The sequence below is a fragment of the Mesorhizobium sp. M0563 genome (assembly GCF_040321065.1).
Classification (GTDB): Bacteria; Pseudomonadota; Alphaproteobacteria; order Rhizobiales; family Rhizobiaceae; genus Mesorhizobium.
The window spans coordinates 22,014-39,458 of the sequence record NZ_JAMYQV010000010.1 but is presented as its reverse complement, the minus strand read 5'-3'; the positions used below and the strand labels follow the sequence as shown (position 1 = coordinate 39,458).

Annotated in this window: 16 protein-coding genes and 1 pseudogene; 8 read left to right on the top strand and 9 right to left on the bottom strand. The window is 63.1% G+C overall.

Annotated features, from left to right (window positions below; all coding sequences use genetic code 11):
* Nucleotides 1–91: 91 nt before the first annotated feature.
* The 4 genes from NKI50_RS14850 to NKI50_RS14835 all read left to right on the top strand — a co-directional run bounded on the left by NKI50_RS14850 (nucleotide 92) and on the right by NKI50_RS14835 (nucleotide 3,207).
* Entirely contained in the window at nucleotides 92–1,024 is a 933-nt protein-coding gene (locus tag NKI50_RS14850; protein WP_023720910.1) for a VOC family protein, read from the top strand.
* A gap of 10 nt (nucleotides 1,025–1,034) precedes the next feature.
* On the top strand, nucleotides 1,035–1,670 hold the full coding sequence (locus NKI50_RS14845; RefSeq protein ID WP_023720909.1) for an alpha/beta hydrolase: 636 nt from the start codon (nucleotides 1,035–1,037) through the stop codon (nucleotides 1,668–1,670).
* Nucleotides 1,663–1,962 carry a GNAT family N-acetyltransferase gene (locus NKI50_RS14840; protein WP_352476216.1) on the top strand — a complete coding sequence of 100 codons (300 nt, stop codon included), beginning with the start codon at nucleotides 1,663–1,665 and terminating at the stop codon, nucleotides 1,960–1,962. The genes NKI50_RS14845 and NKI50_RS14840 overlap by 8 nt, the downstream gene beginning before the upstream one ends.
* A gap of 186 nt (nucleotides 1,963–2,148) precedes the next feature.
* Nucleotides 2,149–3,207 carry a dipeptidase gene (locus NKI50_RS14835; RefSeq protein ID WP_352547168.1) on the top strand — a complete coding sequence of 353 codons (1,059 nt, stop codon included), beginning with the start codon at nucleotides 2,149–2,151 and terminating at the stop codon, nucleotides 3,205–3,207.
* Between the two features lie 88 nt (nucleotides 3,208–3,295).
* Here NKI50_RS14835 and NKI50_RS14830 read toward each other — a convergent pair whose 3' ends face one another.
* Together NKI50_RS14830 and NKI50_RS14825 are read right to left on the bottom strand one after the other, a co-directional pair.
* Nucleotides 3,296–3,556, bottom strand: coding sequence for a hypothetical protein (locus tag NKI50_RS14830; RefSeq protein ID WP_023720906.1), 261 nt, complete (start codon nucleotides 3,554–3,556; stop codon nucleotides 3,296–3,298).
* A gap of 2 nt (nucleotides 3,557–3,558) precedes the next feature.
* Complete coding sequence (locus NKI50_RS14825; RefSeq protein ID WP_352641825.1) at nucleotides 3,559–3,777, bottom strand: hypothetical protein; 219 nt, start codon at nucleotides 3,775–3,777, stop codon at nucleotides 3,559–3,561.
* 133 nt (nucleotides 3,778–3,910) lie between these two features.
* On the opposite strand from NKI50_RS14825, the gene betI reads away from it, so the two are divergent.
* The 4 genes and pseudogenes from betI to NKI50_RS14805 all read left to right on the top strand — a co-directional run bounded on the left by betI (nucleotide 3,911) and on the right by NKI50_RS14805 (nucleotide 7,192).
* A complete protein-coding gene (gene betI, locus NKI50_RS14820) occupies nucleotides 3,911–4,606 on the top strand; it encodes a transcriptional regulator BetI (protein ID WP_352641819.1) in 696 nt (231 codons plus the stop codon).
* 77 nt (nucleotides 4,607–4,683) lie between these two features.
* Nucleotides 4,684–5,985 carry a flavin monoamine oxidase family protein gene (locus tag NKI50_RS14815; protein WP_352641781.1) on the top strand — a complete coding sequence of 434 codons (1,302 nt, stop codon included), beginning with the start codon at nucleotides 4,684–4,686 and terminating at the stop codon, nucleotides 5,983–5,985.
* 12 nt (nucleotides 5,986–5,997) lie between these two features.
* Nucleotides 5,998–6,189: pseudogene (locus tag NKI50_RS14810) on the top strand (aspartate aminotransferase family protein); the annotation flags it as partial.
* Between the two features lie 208 nt (nucleotides 6,190–6,397).
* Entirely contained in the window at nucleotides 6,398–7,192 is a 795-nt protein-coding gene (locus tag NKI50_RS14805) for an inositol monophosphatase family protein (RefSeq protein WP_352641783.1), read from the top strand.
* Here the strand turns inward: NKI50_RS14805 and NKI50_RS14800 are convergent.
* The 7 genes from NKI50_RS14800 to NKI50_RS14770 form a co-directional block, all read right to left on the bottom strand.
* Nucleotides 7,182–8,258 carry an ABC transporter ATP-binding protein gene (locus NKI50_RS14800; RefSeq protein WP_352641786.1) on the bottom strand — a complete coding sequence of 359 codons (1,077 nt, stop codon included), beginning with the start codon at nucleotides 8,256–8,258 and terminating at the stop codon, nucleotides 7,182–7,184. The two genes, NKI50_RS14805 and NKI50_RS14800, sit on opposite strands and share 11 nt — an antisense overlap.
* Nucleotides 8,258–10,492: an ABC transporter permease gene (locus tag NKI50_RS14795; protein WP_352717002.1), complete on the bottom strand. Its 2,235-nt coding sequence runs from the start codon at nucleotides 10,490–10,492 to the stop codon at nucleotides 8,258–8,260. The genes NKI50_RS14800 and NKI50_RS14795 overlap by 1 nt, the downstream gene beginning before the upstream one ends.
* Nucleotides 10,493–10,546: 54 nt before the next feature.
* Entirely contained in the window at nucleotides 10,547–11,563 is a 1,017-nt protein-coding gene (locus NKI50_RS14790; protein WP_352641790.1) for an ABC transporter substrate-binding protein, read from the bottom strand.
* A gap of 181 nt (nucleotides 11,564–11,744) precedes the next feature.
* The gene (locus NKI50_RS14785) at nucleotides 11,745–14,276 is read right to left on the bottom strand and encodes an NAD-dependent epimerase/dehydratase family protein (RefSeq protein WP_352588387.1); all 2,532 of its coding nucleotides are present in this window, start codon (nucleotides 14,274–14,276) and stop codon (nucleotides 11,745–11,747) included.
* 194 nt (nucleotides 14,277–14,470) lie between these two features.
* On the bottom strand, nucleotides 14,471–15,418 hold the full coding sequence (locus tag NKI50_RS14780; protein ID WP_352716999.1) for an arginase family protein: 948 nt from the start codon (nucleotides 15,416–15,418) through the stop codon (nucleotides 14,471–14,473).
* Between the two features lie 295 nt (nucleotides 15,419–15,713).
* On the bottom strand, nucleotides 15,714–16,214 hold the full coding sequence (locus NKI50_RS14775; RefSeq protein WP_023678569.1) for a DUF6496 domain-containing protein: 501 nt from the start codon (nucleotides 16,212–16,214) through the stop codon (nucleotides 15,714–15,716).
* Nucleotides 16,215–16,539: 325 nt separating this feature from the next.
* Nucleotides 16,540–17,274, bottom strand: a complete 735-nt coding sequence (locus NKI50_RS14770; RefSeq protein ID WP_352641794.1) for a phosphoribosyltransferase — start codon at nucleotides 17,272–17,274, stop codon at nucleotides 16,540–16,542.
* Between the last annotated feature and the right edge of the window lie 171 nt (nucleotides 17,275–17,445).

Genomic DNA, 17,445 nt, shown 5'->3' with positions numbered 1-17,445 from the left:
GTGTTTGCCATCTTTGCGGCCAGGAGCCGGATCCTCATATTTGCGTGGACAGCGGCAAGGGCCGCACCAGTACAAGGGAAGGAGCAGAAACATGCTCGACCAGGTCAAGGGCCTGCATCACGTCACCTCGATGGCCAGCGACGCGCGCCAGAACAATGAATTCTTCACCGGGACGCTCGGCCTGCGGCGGGTCAAGAAAACCGTCAATTTCGACGCGCCCGACGTCTACCACCTCTATTACGGCGACGAGGTCGGCATGCCCGGCTCGGTGATGACCTATTTCCCCTTCCCCAACATCGGCAAGGGCCGCCATGGAGTCGGCGAAGTCGGCACAACCACTTACTCGGTGCCCGAGGGCACGCTCGGCTATTGGGAGAAACGGTTTGCCGAGCAAGGTGTCACAGGGCTTTCTCGCGAGGAGACGTTCGGCGAGAAGCGTCTTGCCTTCGCCGGTCCCGACGGCGACGGTTTTGCGCTGGTCGAGGACAGAGCGGACAGCCGAGCGCCCTGGGCCAAGGGTGGCATTCCCACTGACGAGGCGATCCGCGGCTTTCACTCAGTGTCGCTCAGGCTGAAAGATAGTGGCGCCACCGAAGAGCTGCTGAAATTCATGGGTTATGAGGAGGTCGACAAGTCCGGCAATGTCAGGCGGCTAACGGTGAAGAACGGCAACGGCGCCGATGTCGTCGATATCGAATCGCTGCCAGGGGCCGGCTTCGCCAATCTCGGCGCCGGCTCGGTCCACCATGTCGCCTTCGCCGTCGAGAACCGCGCCAAGCAGCTCGAAGTGCGCAAGGCGCTGCTCGATACCGGTTATCAGGTGACGCCGGTAATCGACCGCGACTATTTCTGGGCGATCTACTTCCGCACACCGGGCGGCGTGCTGTTCGAAGTCGCTACCAACGAGCCCGGCTTCGACCGCGACGAGGACACCGCCCATCTTGGTGAGGCGCTGAAGCTGCCGTCACAACACCAGCATTTGCGGCCCTATCTCGAGCAGCATCTGCAGAAACTGGAAGACTGAGGGCAACGTCGTGAGTAAGGATTCGTATATTCACAAGGTGCTGCCCGGTTCGCCTGATGGACCGCTGCTCTTCGTCTTCCATGGCACCGGCGGCGACGAGGCCCAGCTTCTGTCGCTTGGACGCGATCTTGTGCCGCAAGCGACGATCGTCGCTCCGCGCGGCGATGTTTCGGAACAAGACGCTGCACGCTTCTTTCGCCGCGCCGGCGAGGGCGTCTACGACATGGGCGACCTTACGCGAGCGACAGAGAAGATGGCCGGCTTCGTCAAGGCACATGTCGAGGCGGCAAAGCCATCTTCGGTGCTCGGCCTCGGTTACTCCAACGGCGCCAACATCCTGGCCTCGGTGCTGTTTGCCGAGCCGTCGCTGTTCGACGCAACGGTGCTGATGCATCCGCTGATCCCGTTCGAGCCGGAGGTCAAGGGCAGCCTTGGCGGCAGTCACATCCTAGTCACCGCCGGCAGGCGGGACCCGATCTGTCCGCCTAATTTGACGGTGCGGCTCGAAGCCTATTTGCGCGCCGATGGCGCCGATGTCACAGTCGAGTGGCATGACGGCGGCCATGAGGTGCGGCCGAGCGAGATCGAGGCGGCGCGGCGGTTGTTCGCCGTGGCGCCGGACGAAAGGACCGCAAGCCATGTCTGACCTATTGCCGGAGATCGAACTGGAGGACCGCGGCTCGAAGGGCCGCTATCTCCTGCGTGGGCCGGGCGGCGCCGAGGCGGAGATGACTTTCACCAAGATCGGCGAGCACCAGATCATCATCGACCATACCGAAGTGCCGGATGCATTTCGCGGCCAGGGCGCGGGGCTTCGCCTGGTCACCCGTGCCGTCGAGGATGCGCGTGCGGCGGGCAAAACGATCATCCCGCTTTGCCCGTTCGCCAATGCCCAGTTCCGTCGCCATCCGGAATGGGCGGACGTGCTGAAGCGGTAAGAGACAGCCATCGATGAATGACAGGAGAAAGGGTGCGCGGCTTTACCGCGGGCCTCTTCGGCCATTGGAGGCGTACAAACACAGCGGCAACATGCGGGATTTGCGAAGAGCGCCCGTCTTGCCTAAGTATTGCCAACAAACCGGCTCGCCGTCTGCGGCCCGACCACTTCAACCGAATGGCCCTCCATGACCGAATCCGATCTCGTTCCCGTCTTCGACGGCCACAACGATACGCTGCTCAGGCTTTACCAGTCGAAGGATGCGGACGTCGAAAAGCTGTTCGTCGAGGGGACGCCGGGTGGCCATATCGACCTGCCGCGCGCGAAGAAAGGCGGATTTGCCGGCGGCATGTTCGCGATCTTCCCGCCGCCTGTCGAGAAATCCAAACGCGGCTCGGTGCCGCTGGCGCCGAGTGACAGCGAGCCCTTGCCGCCCGAGGTTCCGCGCGCCGATGCGCTCAACTCCACCATGGCGATGGCCTCGATCCTGTTCAGGCTAGAGCGGGCTTCGGCGCTCACCGTTTGCCGCAGCGCCGGCGACGTGAGGAAGGCGATGGCGCAAGGCTCGATCGCGGCGGTGTTCCATATCGAAGGGGTCGAGGCGATCGATCCTGAGCTCACCCTGCTTGACGTCCTCCACGCAGCCGGCCTGCGTTCGCTCGGTATCGTCTGGAGCCGTCCCAATGCCTTCGGCCACGGCGTGCCGTTCCGTTTTCCGTCGTCGCCCGATACAGGGCCAGGGCTGACCGATGCCGGCAAGGCGCTGGTGAAAGCCTGCAACCAGCTGAAGATCATGATCGATCTTTCGCATCTCAACGAAAAAGGTTTTCGCGACGTCGTCGAAATCAGCGATGCACCGCTGGTCGCGACCCACTCCAACGTGCACGCGATTTGCGGCCATTCGCGCAACCTCACCGAATGGCAGCTCGGCGCAATCCGCGACTCGGGCGGCATGGTCGGGCTGAACTTCGCCACCGGGTTCCTGCGTGAGGACGGCAGGATGAACGCCGATACCAGCCTCGACATCATGGTGCGCCATGTCGATTCGCTGCTGCAGGCGCTGGGCGAAGACGGCGTTGGCCTCGGCTCGGATTTCGACGGCGCCATGATTCCTGCCGTGATCGGCGACGTTGCCGGCCTGCCGAAGCTGCTCGACGCGTTCGCAGCACGCGGCTTCGGGCGCGCGTTGATCGAGAAGATCGCCTATCGCAATTGGCTCAGTATGCTGGAAAAGACCATCGGCTAGGGCACCCAAAAATACGCTCCGCTCCGGTTCTCGGAACCCACAATTTTCGACTCGGCCTGACCTGAATCTCAACACGCCCCAGGGCGAGTTATTCAAAACCTATGCGTTTAAGCCAGTCCTGGCCAATGCCGCGATCGCGGATGATCGGCAGCGGATCGGTCGAGTCCAGCCTCGCACAAATGCGGTAGACCTCCAGCGTTTCAGCGCTCATCTCGCCGCGTTTGTAGAAGAACATGGCCGCGGCATAGCGGGTGCGGCCCGACCATTTTTCGCCGAGCGGCGTGTTGACCAGCTGCCACTGTTCGGCGGCTTCGGCGTCATCCTCATGACGTTCGGCTTCGTCGGACATGCTCAGAAATCCGCGGGCGGATTGGCGGTGCGGCGGTCGAGCCTGACGAACGGCCGCGCCACGATTTTGGCCCGCTTCATCAGCTTCTGGTACTGCAGCTCGCGCATGGCGTAGATCTCGACCCAAGGTCCGCTGCAGGCGGACTCGGCGGCGCTGATCTGGTCCGCGTGCCGGGATCGTTGCCTTTCGCCGACGGCGCCTTCCGACGTCGTTTTCTCCAAGGATGCAATCTCGACGAGAACATTCGAATATGGGCAGCCATGCAGAAGGTGCTTGACAGTGGCAAACACCGTCCCACTGATCTTCGCGGCCGAAGCCGGTCGGCTGGCCGGCGATGCTGGAGACCGTTACCCGATGAAGACAACAGAGGCGCGCGAAGCCCTCCTCGAACCGGCGCGAAAAAGCGATTCCGATAAGCGCGGCCGCAAAGCGTCGAAAGAGACGAGGCAGGTTCAACTGATCGAAGCGACTATCGATTCATTGGCCAAGCGCGGCTATTCGGAAACGACTATGGCCGACGTCGCCGACGGCGCCGGCCTGTCGCGCGGCATCGTCAATTTCCATTTCGAGAGCAAGGAGAAGCTGCTTGTCGCCACTTTGCAATACATGCATGACGAATATTCGGCGCATTGGCGTAGCGCCTTGCAAAGGGCCGGCGATGATCCCGCCCGCCAGCTGCAGGCATTGGTGGCGGCCGATTTCGACCGCTCGATCTGCAACAAGCGGAAGCTGGCTGCCTGGTGTGCCTTCTGGGGCGAGGCCAAATCGCGACCGAAATATCAGGCGCTGAGCAGCGCACGCGATGCCGTCTACCAGAACATCTTCATCGATCTTTGCGCGGCGCTTAAGCAGAGCGGCTTCTATGCCTATGAGCCGCAAGTCATGGCGCTGGCGCTCAGCGCCATGCTGGATGGTCTGTGGCTGCATTTGATGATGGGCACCGAGGACGCCACACGCGAGACGGCGCTGCAGGCCGCGAACGAGTTCCTGTCTGCGGCATTCCCCAAGCACTATCCGAACTCCGCAGCCCGCGATGCCAGGCCGGCGTGAACCATCAAAAAGAGGGTGGACCCAGCAATGAAGACAATGATCCGGCCCCTGACATTCGAGAAGATCAAGGCCGGCTAATGAAGTTCAAGATCGAACGAGCCGATGTGGCCATCGTCGGCGCCGGCTTCACCGGCCTGTCGGCCGCGCGTGAATTGAACCACGCCGGCATTGATGTCGTGCTGCTCGAAGCCCGCGACCGAGTCGGCGGCCGCGTCGAAGCCGTGCAGAACGGGCTCGGCGAGCGGATCGACAGCGGCGGCCAGTTCCTGTGCGAAGACATGCCGGAATTAATGGCGCTGGTACGAGCGCGCGGCAAGACATTGGTCGAGACCCATGTCGCAGGCGAATTCGTCACGCAGCCGCGAATGGGCGAGGCGCAAGCCGGGCGCACTTACGGCACCGCGATGCGAATGCGCGAGCGGATGAACGCGATCGCACCGAACGACCCGACCATTGCCGGCTTGACGGTCGCGGCATGGCTCGATCGCCAGGCCGATCCCGACGATGCGAAGGCCGCCTTTCGGTCGATGATCGAGGGCCTGTGGTGCCTGGCAATGGAAAGGCTGCCGCTGTGGTACTTGATCGACAATGATCGCCGCATCACCAATGAGGTGTCGGAGCTGCAGTATTTCGTGGGCGAAACCATGCATTCGCTGGCGGATGATCTTGCGCGGGATCTCGGCGATCGACTGCGGCTGAATACAGCTGTCGAGGCCATTGAGCACGGGCCGGGAGGGGTTCGCGTCGTGTCGCCTGCCGGCGCGATCGAGGCACGAGCGGTACTGGTCGCCGTACCGCCGATGATGGCCTCGAGAGTGGATTTCGTGCCGCCGCTGCCGGCTGTGCTGAAGAGGGCCCTCAGCGTCTGGCAAAGCGGCGCGGTGATCAAGATGCTGGTGCGCTACCCCAAGGCTTTCTGGCGCGACAGGGGCTTGAGCGGCATGGTGATGTGGCGCGACCCGCACGGGCTTTTTGCCTGCGATGCCAGCAGGGACGAGGATCATGCAGCACTTGTCGTCTTCATCGGCGGGCCGCTGGCGCAGCGCTGGCGGGATCTGGACGACGCGGCGTTACGCGCAAAGGTGACGTCAAAGCTGGAACAGGCGCTCGGTATCGAGGCGGCCGGCATTATCGATCTCAGTTATCGCGACTGGACTGGGGATCGCTGGAGCGGCGGCGGTTACAGCGATCTGATCGCCGATGCGACGGCAACTGACGCCGAACGCATTATCCGCGCCGGCGCGTCGCCGATCCATTTCGCCTCGTCGGAGCTGTCGCCGTCATTTCCAGGCTATGTCGAGGGCGCCATCGTCGCCGGCCGCATTGCTGCGCTAAAAATTATTCAATCGGTTATCGCCAGCAGAGCCTCAGGGTCATAAATGAGGCGGATCGAGGTGCCGACCGGGATCGACGCGCATTGCCACGAGCTCGGCCTGCTGGTCCGGCCACTGATCAACATGTGCGTGATGTCGCCACCATTGATCATCACGCGCGGGCAGATCGACGACATGGTGTCGATCCTGCGCGAAGGCATTTCGCGCACGATGAACGATCTGCGCCGCGAGGGTGTCTGGCGGGGATAGGCTATGACGGGCCAGATCATCTGCGTCGACGGTGACATGACCGGATCCGTATGAGTGCGACTGTCGCTGTCGGTGACTGGAAGATCGGTCGGCCTCCGAGGCGCCCTGCAAAAAGGCAAAGCCGTCATTTGCACACTCCTACCTTCGCCGCTAAGCTTCTCTGGCTGGGGTATTCTCCTCAGATCACATTCACCATCCCAAGGACCTCATGACACCCGACACAGCAGCGCGCGAACAGTTCGCCATCGATCTCGCGCGGCGCGCCGGCACGCTCGGCCTGAAATATTTTCGCGACCTCGACAGCCTCGCCATCGAGAGCAAAGGCCATCAGGACATGGTCTCGCAGGCCGACCGCGAGGTCGAGCTGTTCATCCGCGCGGCAATGAAAGCCGCCTACCCGACCGATGGAATTGTCGGCGAGGAGCATGCCTCGGTCACCGGATCGAGCGGGCATGTCTGGGTGATAGATCCGATCGACGGCACCGCAAACTTCGTGCGGGGCATTCCGGCCTGGTGCGTGGTCATCGCCTGCGCCAAGGACGGCGACACTGTCGTGGGTGTCATCCACGAGCCCTCTACGGGCGAAACGTTCCATTGCCGCAAGGGCGGCGGCGCCTTTCTCAACGGCAAGCCGATCAGGGCAAGCGCGGCCACCAGCCTGACCGACGGCTCCCTGGGCACCGGTTTTTCCAACCGCGCCGAAATGCAAAACGTCGCCACGCTCATCGGCTTGCTGTTTTCAAAAGGCGGCGTGTTTTTCCGTAACGCATCCGGCGCGTTGATGCTCGCCTATGCGGCCGCCGGCAGGCTACTCGGCTATGTCGAAGAGCATATGAACGCCTGGGACTGCCTGGCAGGCATGCTGTTGGTGGAAGAAGCCGGCGGCACGATCGTCAAGCCCGACCCAAAGACCGTGTTGGAAAACGGCGCGCTGGTGATTTGCGCCGGCAGCGGCGTGTTCGCCCAGGTCCGCCAGCTCTGCATGCAATCCTTCAAGCTTTGATCAGAACCGGTCCGCGCTCCGGAAAGCCGATGCCGACGCTGTCCCCTGCCTGAAACGGCGCATCGATATTGTGCGATATTGCAAACACCTGGCCGTGCGGTGTGCCGATGATCAGTTCGAGATGGCTACCGACATAGGTGACCTTTTCGAGTCTGCCGGCGATCGTTCGCGGCGTGCCGGCAGGCCCGATCTCGATGCGGCTCGGACGGATCGCCAGCTTCGCCGGGCCGGCCCGGTGGCCACGCGCCGGCAGTTTCAAGGCCAGCGAACCCAGCCGGACGGTGGCTTCATCGCCTTCTACCGAAACCACCTCGCAATCCAGGATATTGGCTTCGCCGATGAAATCGGCGACGAAAGCGTTGGCCGGCGCGTCATAGAGTTCGCGCGGCGTACCGTCCTGTGCGATCACGGCTTTGTTCATGACGATGATACGGTCCGAAACCGCCAGCGCCTCTTCCTGGTCATGCGTGACATAGACCACCGTCAGCCCGAGCTTGGTCTGGATTTCCCTGATTTCCTCGCGCACGTGTCGACGTAGCTTGGCGTCGAGATTTGAGAGCGGCTCGTCGAACAGCAGCACTTGCGGTTCGAGCACCAGCGCCCGCGCCACCGCCACGCGCTGCTGCTGGCCGCCAGACAATTCGCTGGGCAGGCGCGCCTCGAAACCGGTCAGGCCGACCATTTCCAGCCCGGCACGGGCACGCGACGCAGCCTCCTTCTTGTCATGGCCGGAGAAGCGCAAGCCATAGGAGACGTTCTCCATCACCGTCATATGCGGGAACAGCGCATAGGATTGGAAAACCATGGACACGTCGCGGTCGGTAGCGGGCAGGCGCGTGACGTCTTTGCCGCCGATCAGAATGCGGCCGCTGGAAGGCATTTCGAGTCCGGCGATCATGCGCAACGTCGTCGTCTTGCCGCAGCCGGAGGGCCCGAGAAGCGTCACCAGCTTGCCGGCTTCGATCGCAAGCGAGATGTCGTCGACCGCCGCCGTGCTGGCGCCCGGATATGTCTTGGTGACATGGTCGAAGGTCACCGAGGCGGCGTTGCCGCGAATTTCGGCCATCACCCAGCTCCTGCTATCGTCGTCGAGCCGCCTGCCGTTCCGGGCAGGCTGACATTGGTGCGCACGCTCCAGCCGTCGCCCGGCTGGATGCCGCGCCGGCCGATATTGCGGCTGCCGACAACCAGCTGCATCAGGCCGATCACCATCAACATGACGACGATAAGCACCGTCGAATAGGCGATGGCGATGCCGTATTCATTGTTCTCGACACGTCCCACGATGTAGCTGGTCGAAAGATCGTAGCGCGCGCTGACCAGGAAAATGACGGCGCTGATCGCGGTCATGGCGCGCACGAAGGAATAGACGAGCGCCGCCAGCATTGCCGATCTCAGCAAAGGCAGGATGACGCGTCTGAAGGTCTGCCACGAGTTGGCGCCAAGCGTCAGCGAGGATTCATCCAGGCTCCGGTCGATCTGCGACATCGAGGCGACGCCGGCGCGCACGCCCACCGGCATGTTGCGGAAGATGAACGACAATACGAGGATGATGCCGGTCCCGGTCAGTTCGATCGGCGGCACGTTGAAGGCAATGATGTAGCTGACGCCGATTACGGTTCCCGGAATCGCGAACGAGAGCATGGTCGCGAATTCGAAGGCGTTCTTGCCGCGGAAATTCTGGCGGACCAGAAGATAGGCGGTCAGAAGCCCAATTCCTGCCGTCAGCGGCGCCGATATCAGCGCGATCTCCATGGTCGTCCAGAAGGAACTCCATGCCGAGCCCGACCAGTGGATTCCGAATTCGTTCCAGCCGACGGAGAACGCCTTCCGGTAGTGCTCCAGTGTCAGGCCCTGGTCGACCCCCCACAGCTTGACGAAGCTGCCATAGAAGATCACCGCATAGACCAGCACGGTGAATGCCGTCCACAGTCCGGCGATGACATAGAGCGCGTATGTCAGCCCGGCAGGCAAGCGCGGATGGACGCCGGCATCGCCCCTGCCGGTGACCGTGGTGTAAGAGCGCCTGCCGATCCAGAAGCGCTGCGCATAAAAGGCGCCGAGCGTGAAGGCCAGCAGCACCAGCGCCAGGATCGCAGCAAGTGCCGCATCGTTCTGCGCGCCGACGATGGCGAAGAAGATTTCTGTCGACAGCACGTCGTAATTGCCGCTCAGCACCAGCGGATTGCCGAAATCGGCCATGCTCTCGATGAAGCCGAGCAGAAAGGCGTTGGCCAGTCCCGGCCGCATCAGCGGCAGGGATACCGTCCAAAACGTCTGCCAGCGGCTGGCTCGGAGCGTCTGTGAGGCCTCTTCCATGGACGGGCTGACGCCTTCGACGACGCCGATCAGCACCAGGAAGGCGATCGGCGTGAAGGCTAGAACCTGGGCAATGAGCAGGCCGGGAAGTCCATATACCCAGCGTGTCGGCTGGAAGCCGAAGACACTGGCCACGCTCTGCGTCACCGCGCCTGACAGTCCGAACAACAGGATGATGGCAAGGCCGATGACGAAAGCCGGCGTGATGATCGGCAACACGGTCAGGGCGCGCAGCAGCTTGCCATAGCGGAAATCGGTACGGGTCACCACCAGCGCGAACACCAGCCCCAGAAACATGGTCAGCAGGCCGACGAGCACGGCCAGCAGCAGCGAATTCCAGGCCACGCCGCAGCGGCTGCCGCCGGCAAGACAAGCCAGGCTCCACAGCCGCGAACTGAACAGCTTGGCCAGGAACGCGACAGGCGAGTAGCCGCCATCGTCGGTCTGCATGGCATTGGCCAGCATCATCAGGATCGGCATGAAGATGAAGATGGCAACCATGGCGACGACTAAGCCGATCGAACCGACGACGAAGACGTCGCCAGAGACGGCGCCGCGCGCGGCAACACCCAGGGTGAAAAGGAACAGAAAGGCACCGCTGACCAGCAAGGCGCCGTAGCCCATGCCGAATTGGCGGTCGCCAAGTTCGCCGAACATGCTGGTGAGCCAGCCGAACTGCCAGCCGCGCAGCCCGATGGCGAAGCCCTGGAACAACAGCCAGCCAAATCCGGCGGCGCCGACGATGATCAGCAGCCGGCTGAAAAACGGATCGGATTTGGTGCGGCCCCACAGAAGCAGCGGCGCCGCCAGCAGCAGGCCGAGCGGCGCCAGCCACAGTTTCTCGCCCTTGAGCGCCAGAACCAGTGCCGGCGCGAATTCGCTGTCGGACGGGTAGCCGTCGAACAGCCAGGAAAAGCCGAAGAACCCGTCCTCGATGCCGTACCAAGGCAGCACGGCAAACCCCAGCCATCCGACCGCCATCCAAAGGAGGGCGACCGGTTCAATGGGCCAGCGGGTTTCGCGGAAGCGCATCTGCTATTGCGGCAGCGATGCGACCTCCTCGTCCCATTTTTTCAGCAGCCGCTTGCGCTCTTCGCTCGAGCCATACTTCTTGAAGTCATAGTCGATCAGCTTGATGGTGGAGAGGTCGGGCGCCTTGTCGGAGGTTTTTGCCGCCTTGTTCGACGGAACCTGGAACGACCCCGCCTTTTGCGCCATGGACTGGACGTCGGCCTCGAGCGCCCAGTCATAGAATTTTTTCGCAGCCTCCAGATTCCGCGCCCCCTTGATGATCGATTCCGAGCCGATCTCGTAGCCGGTTCCCTCGCAGGGAGTGACCGGAACGATCGGGAAACCTGCGACGACCTGCGACACGGCGTCGTGGATGAAGACGATGCCGATGGTGGTCTCGCCGAGACCGGCGGCCTTGATCGGCGCCGAGCCCGACTTGGTGTACTGGTTAACGTTCTTGTGCAGGGCTTTCATGTATTCGAAACCCTTGTCCTCGCCAAACAGCTGAACGATGGTCGCCAGCATATTGTATGCGGTCCCCGAGGAATTGGGGTTGGCGACCTGGATGTGCCCCTTGTATTCGGGCTTGATCAGATCGGCCCAGCATTTCGGTTCGGGAAGATTGCTCTTGGCCAGCAGATCCTTGTTGTAGCCGAAGCCCAGCGCACCCGAATAGATGCCGACAGTGCGGTGGCCGGATGTTTCCGCCTGCTTGATCGCCCATGGCTGCAACTGGTCGAGCAGCGGCGATTCATATTCCTCGGTCAGGCCCTCCTCGGCTGCCTGCAGATGCGGGTCGCCGGTGCCGCCCCACCAGATGTCTCCCTTTGGGTTGGCGGCCTCAGCGCGCAACTGCGCATAGATTTCGCCAGCGCTCTTGCGGGTCATATTGACGGTGATGCCGGTCTTCTCCTCGAACGCCCGTGCCGTCTGCTGGCACCAGACCTCATCGACGCCGCAATACATGGTCAGGCTTTCGGCGGACGCCGATGCCGACGCGGCGGCGAGGATGCCGGCGCCAAGAATTGCCCATTTTTTCATGTTGAAATTCCTCCCTAAGTTATTTGCCGACTTATGAAACCCAGATACGCGGAAAATTCAAGTTGGAAGGGTGCGGCGGCCTTTGCGTCTTTCGCCGACTTCCCGCTCAACATGTTCGACAGACTGATGCGGATCAATCTTTGCAGTCACCTGGCGGATCGTCCAGCGCTGCTGAACATCCTTATACGATGGCCCGGTCCCAACCGCCATAATGCGCGGCGCTGCGCGTGCCGCGCGGCAGGCTGAGCCCGACCAGCAGCGCTCCGATCGCCAGATTGGCGAGGCTCGCCGCCGCACCGCCGGCGAGGATAAAGGGAGAGAGGGCGATCCAGGCTCCAAGCGCGATGTTCAGAAAGCGGACGGCGCGCGCCACTTCGGCCATCGCCGTAACGGCGACCATTATGACCAGGCAGCCGGTGACATGGTCGCTGAAGTAGAGCGGCGGGCTTGTGCCGAAGGCGAGCGGCGTGATCATCAGCAGAGCGCCGGCGAGGGTGCTGGCGACTAGGGTCCATGGGAAGTTCACACCGCCGGTCACGAAGTCCCGCGCCACTTCCGACAGCGGCCGGTCGAGATCCGGCGCCGGCGTCTGGTCCTCCGAAAGTGCCGGGCCTCCGCACCAGAATGTGCGCCAGAACGGCTCTCCCGCCTGTTTCGCACGCCAAAGATACTGGCAGCTCGCCAGCACCTCGTCGACCGAATAGGGGATGAGCACGACGGTGACGGCAGCCTGGACGATGCAGAGCGTGCACAGCGCTCCGATGAGCGGCGGCTGGATGATGATGAAGCTGACGCTGACCACGCCGAGCGGGACGACCAGCAAGCCGAACAAAAGCACCATCCACGGCATCGTGCGCCAGCGGCGGCGGTCGCCGATCGCGCCGGCGAGAATGTCCAGCGCATAGGCAAAGGCGCCCAGACCGGCATCGGCGATCGGAAAGCCCTTGGAGACCCAGGAGGTGACCACCGCGTCGCTGCCATTGCCGGCCGGCGTTTCGCCCGGGCCGAAGAACGGTTCCCAAAGGCCATCGATATGGCCAAGCTGATAGGCAGCGAGATAACGCGAGACGAACAGGCCGACAAAGGCGAGGCCGATTATGGGAATGCGCTGGGTGAAGAGCGAGGGCGAATAGCTCCAGCCGAGCGGCCGGTCGTCATCGGCGGCAAGGGCACGCCGGCTGATACCCGGCGTTGGCGGGACCATCACCGCGAACGCGACGATCAGCATGCCGGCCAGCGTGTCGGTCGCGTAGGCTCCGGCGCTGGTGGTCCAGAACAGGAGCGGCGCGAACATCACCCAAACCCCAATCGAGGCGGTGATCCATTGCAGTCCGTGCCAGCGCCGGCGCATGCCTACAAGCGCCAGCGACAGGATGGCGAGGCCGGATACGATCTCACTGATGCCGAGCCTGCCGTCGCGCGTCTCCGGCGAGGCGATCTCATGTCCGAGCGCCGGCGGAATCGGTGCTGAAGCGGGATCGAACAGGCCGAGCGTGAAGGGCGCCGCCACGAGCCACAGTCCGATGGCAACATTGGTCAGTGGCGCCCAGAGCGTTGCGGCCCGGTGGCGTTCGGTTTCCACCTCGACCTCGTCGTCTGAGCGCTCGAGCGGACGCCGCAGCCTTGCGGCGGCCTGGTCGAGTTCGGGCGCGGAAGCGGCGACCGCCGACGGTTCAAGCTTGTTCTTCTTGTACCAGTCGGTGGGATCCGCCTTCAGCCGCCGGATCATTTCCGGCAAGGTAGCGGTCAGGCTGTGCCGCGGCTTCCAGCCAAGCAGCCGCCTGGCGCGGGAGATGTCGATCTCGTAGTGATCGTCGGCGTTCTCGATCATCCATGGCTTGATGTCGGTCTCCTGGTCGAAAACCTTCTCCTGCATCCAGGCGCCGAGCTTCGTCACCTCCTTGGGCAGGGACAGGGTCCGCCAGGTCTCGCCATGCAGGAGCCGCCCAATCTGCTTCTGCATCTCGTCGTAGGACGGTGTCTGCTCTTCGCCGATCAGCAGTACGGTCTCGTCGGGAAGCTCGCTGCGCCGGTCGACGGTGCGCACTACGGCGTCGACGAGGTCGTCCAGGTGCAGGTAAGGCTGTCCGGTGGTGATGTCGCCGGTGAAAAGATAGGCGGTCGGCATGCGCTCGAAAATGCGGGCGATCTGCTGGGCGATGAAGGCGGCGTGGCAATCCTCGTCATAGACACCCGCCAGTCGCAGGATCGCAACCTTGATGTCGCCGTGCTCCTTCAGGATCAGTGTCTCGGTCTCGGCCTTCGATCTCGGATAGGCCCAGGCCGGATCGATCGGCGATCGCTCGTTGATCTTGGCGCCCTTCGCCGGGCTCGGCGCATGCACCAGCAACGTGCTCGAAAACACGAACTGCTCCGTCTCGAGCCCCCTCAGCGCGTTCAGCAGCCGGCGCGTTCCCTCGACGGTCACCGCGCCGTATTTCGGATTATCCTCGCCGGTCGTGTCGTAATAGGCCGCGAGATGGATCACCGAGGCAATGCGGCCGCCACTCCGTTCGCGCACCTCGGCCAGCGCCTTCGCCGCGCTCGTATCCGAGGTAAGGTCGATCTCGATCGTCTCGACGCCGGGCAAGGACCGCCTGGCAACATCAAGGCCGATGATGTCGTGGCGCTCCGTCAGGCCGCGAGCGATGGCCTGGCCCAGAAACCCGCTGCTGCCTGTGATCAGGACGGTGGGACGGGTTTTGCCGGTCATGGCGAATCTCCTTGGCGGTAGCGAGATGAAAGGGGCCAAATGCTTTCAGTCGCACACTCGGAACCATGTTCGTTGAGAACGGTTCCCGATGAGGTGGCATCACGGAATGGATGCGCGCGGCGATCCGTCAGACCGACTGCCATTCGCTCCGGCGGATTGCATTCGTGCACAAGTGCAGGACGACCGCAATTGGCCTACCGGTCGCGAAGTGCAGCAGTCAGAATGTCGATCAGCAGCTTGCCGCAGCGACGATCTGGATCGCGGTCGGGATCATAGATCGTCACCTCCATCCCAATCACGCGTGAATCATTGCACCATGTGCGAAGAGCTTCGACGGCTTCGTCGGGCAAGACACCGCCGGCTTCCGGCGTATCGACAGCCGACATGATCTCGCTGTCCAGCACGTCGACATCGAAGTGAACGAATACACCCTCGACGTCCTGCCCTGCGACCGCGTCAAGCGCTACGCGTGCAGCATCGGCGACGCCGCGCCGCCGCACTTCAGCCAAATCCATCCGGTGAACATCGGTGTCGAAGACGGCCTTGGACGTGTAAGTCGCGGGGTCCTGCACATCGCGGTAGCCGAATGCGACCACGTCGGCCTCACGGAACAAAGGAGTGTGCTCGCCGAAATCGGTCAGGAGCTTCGGTCCATGGCCGGTCACGAAGGCCAAATCCATGCCCGCGGCTCCCTTTGAGGGCGACGTATCCGGCAATTTGAAATCCGTGTGCCCATCGAAAAAGATAAGGCCGTAGCGGCCACGACGCCGTAGCGCGAGCGCGGGGCCAAGCAACACGCTGCAATCGCCGCCGAGTATGAGCAGGAACCCTCCCGAGTTCAGCTCCTCGCCGACGCCTTCGGCAAGCGTCTCGGAATACTGGCGCAGCGCCTGGGCATTGCGCACGCCCGTCGCAGGGTCCACCTCAGGCCGATAGGGCGGAGCCCGAACCGTGCGCAACGGACCGGCGCCCAAACGGTTGGCAAGACCAAGCGATTGAAGTACCTCCGGCGCCTTCCATGCGCCGGGCTCCGGCTCACCCTCCTGCGGCATCAGCCCAAGATTAGAGGGCGCGCCGAGCAAAGCGATATGTCTCGCCTGAGGGGTGGTTCGTGGCATTGTCGTGCTGGCTACTGAGGACATGATCAGAGTTCTCCGCGTTGTGGGCAATAGGCATCTGCTCAAGAAACAGGCTGCGCTTTCCTCCCGGTCTCCCGTCGACTTTGCCGCCGAGTACCTCCGGGGCCTTGCCGCCGAGTACCTCTGGGTCGGTGTTACGCGTAAGGGAACATTTCGAGCGAAGACGTCGATGTTGTCCCGCAGATGCAGTCACTGATTCGCCTTGGGCAGCGGCACCGTCCCACGCTGCAGGAGCGGAGCTCGATACCGGTCGTTTGGGCCATATCGGGTTTCCTAGAGCCGAACTGCCATCTTTGAACTATGCGTGGTGTGCCCGCGTTCTGGCGGCCTTTTGCGCCGCCGCCTTCCTTCCGCTGGCGCCTTTCGTCTCGGCGGCTTTCTTTGCGGCTGCGGAACGCTCCTCAGCCGTCCGGCGCGAGGCCGCACGCTTTGCCTGCTGCGCCAGCGCCTCGTGCGACGCTGTGCTCTTCGGCTCGTGCTCGAGCACCTTGGAGACGGCTTTCGAGACCCGCGGGCGGCGTTTCGGCGTGCGTTCGCCCTGGCCGGCCTCATAGGCGTATTCGGCGCTTTTGCGCGTGCTCTCCTTCACCTTGCCCTTTTTGGGCGGGGGCAGGTCTACGCCTGCGCGTCTCGCCTCGGAAAGCCCGATGGCGATAGCCTGCTGGGTCGAGCGCGCGCCGTGCTCGCCGCGGCGGATTTTATCGATCTCCTCGTGCACGAACTCGCCGGCCTGCGTGCTCGGCGATTTGCCCTCGCGCTTGTCCTTTCGGGCCTTCTCGATGGTTTTCTTGTCCGGCATTGTCTTTCTCCCAACTAGGGGTTGCGACAGCCATTTGGGTTGCAGCTGCGCGCTGTTTTACGAGGACCTTAACGCGTTGAGGACGCAAATGATCCCGGGACTGGTGATCCAACCTCCAGCTGTCAGGACGTGGACGCCGATCTGTCCGAAATCAGATGGCGCAAGAACCATCGGCTCGCGAGATCCGCGACTTCGTCCAGCGCTGCCATGGGCGAAGAGCACAAGGCCGCGGGCATCCGGGGTAACGAAAGATTGCCCTCGTGCGTGATAGGCCCCGCGGGAACATGCACGACGTGCTCGCTATCCCGGTCCATATCCACCTCCGCTATGTCGATCTGGTGCCAGGCGCCGGACCCGCACTCGCGTGCCCAGCCAATTCCTCTTCGGAAGCGGCAGGTTTGTCGGAAGCGGAAGGCTTGGGCACGGACCTGGCGAGGAGCGCGCGGACCTCTTCATCGCTCGTCTGTGAGAAATCCACGTACCACCGCCCGACACCGAGCAGCGGCTCTGGTGTCGTCGCGCAAACGACCTCGTCGGCGTCCGCCCGCATCGCGTCGCAAGTGTCGGGGCTACCGACGGGAACGGCCGCGACGATATGGGCGGCGTGGTTTTTTCGCAGCGCCTTGATCCCGGCCCGCATGGTCGATCCGGTCGCAAGCCCGTCATCCACGAGGATAATGGTTCGTCCATTCAACTGCGGTGGGGGTCGCCCGTTCCTATAGAGGTGCTCGCGGCGCAGAAGCTCTTTTTCCTCCTTTGCGGCGACCGCGTCGATGACATGTGGCGGGATCGCGAGACCGCTGACGATTTCGTCGTTCAGGACACGTACGCCTGCGGGCGCGATCGCTCCCATGGCCAGCTCCTCGTGACCGGGGACGCCGAGCTTGCGCACGACGAAGACGTCGAGCGGTGCCTTGAGCGCCTGCGCGACCTCGTAGCCGACCGGCACGCCGCCTCTGGGCAGCGCCAACACGGTCACGTCGTCGCGCCCGGCAAAGCGAACGAGCTCTCCGGCGAGTCGCCGCCCGGCCTCGCGGCGATCTGAAAAGATGATAGCCATGATCTTCAATCCGCGTGCATCTGTTTTTCCGGTGGATGTTTTTCACCAGCCTGCGGCGACATCCCGTGGGATGGCTGCGACGCCGGTTACCGTTTTGGAACTCGCTCGCTGCCTGGACGTTCCAAGAATAGTTTCAATCGCGAGGTGCCGGCACGTGCATTGGCGCGGGAT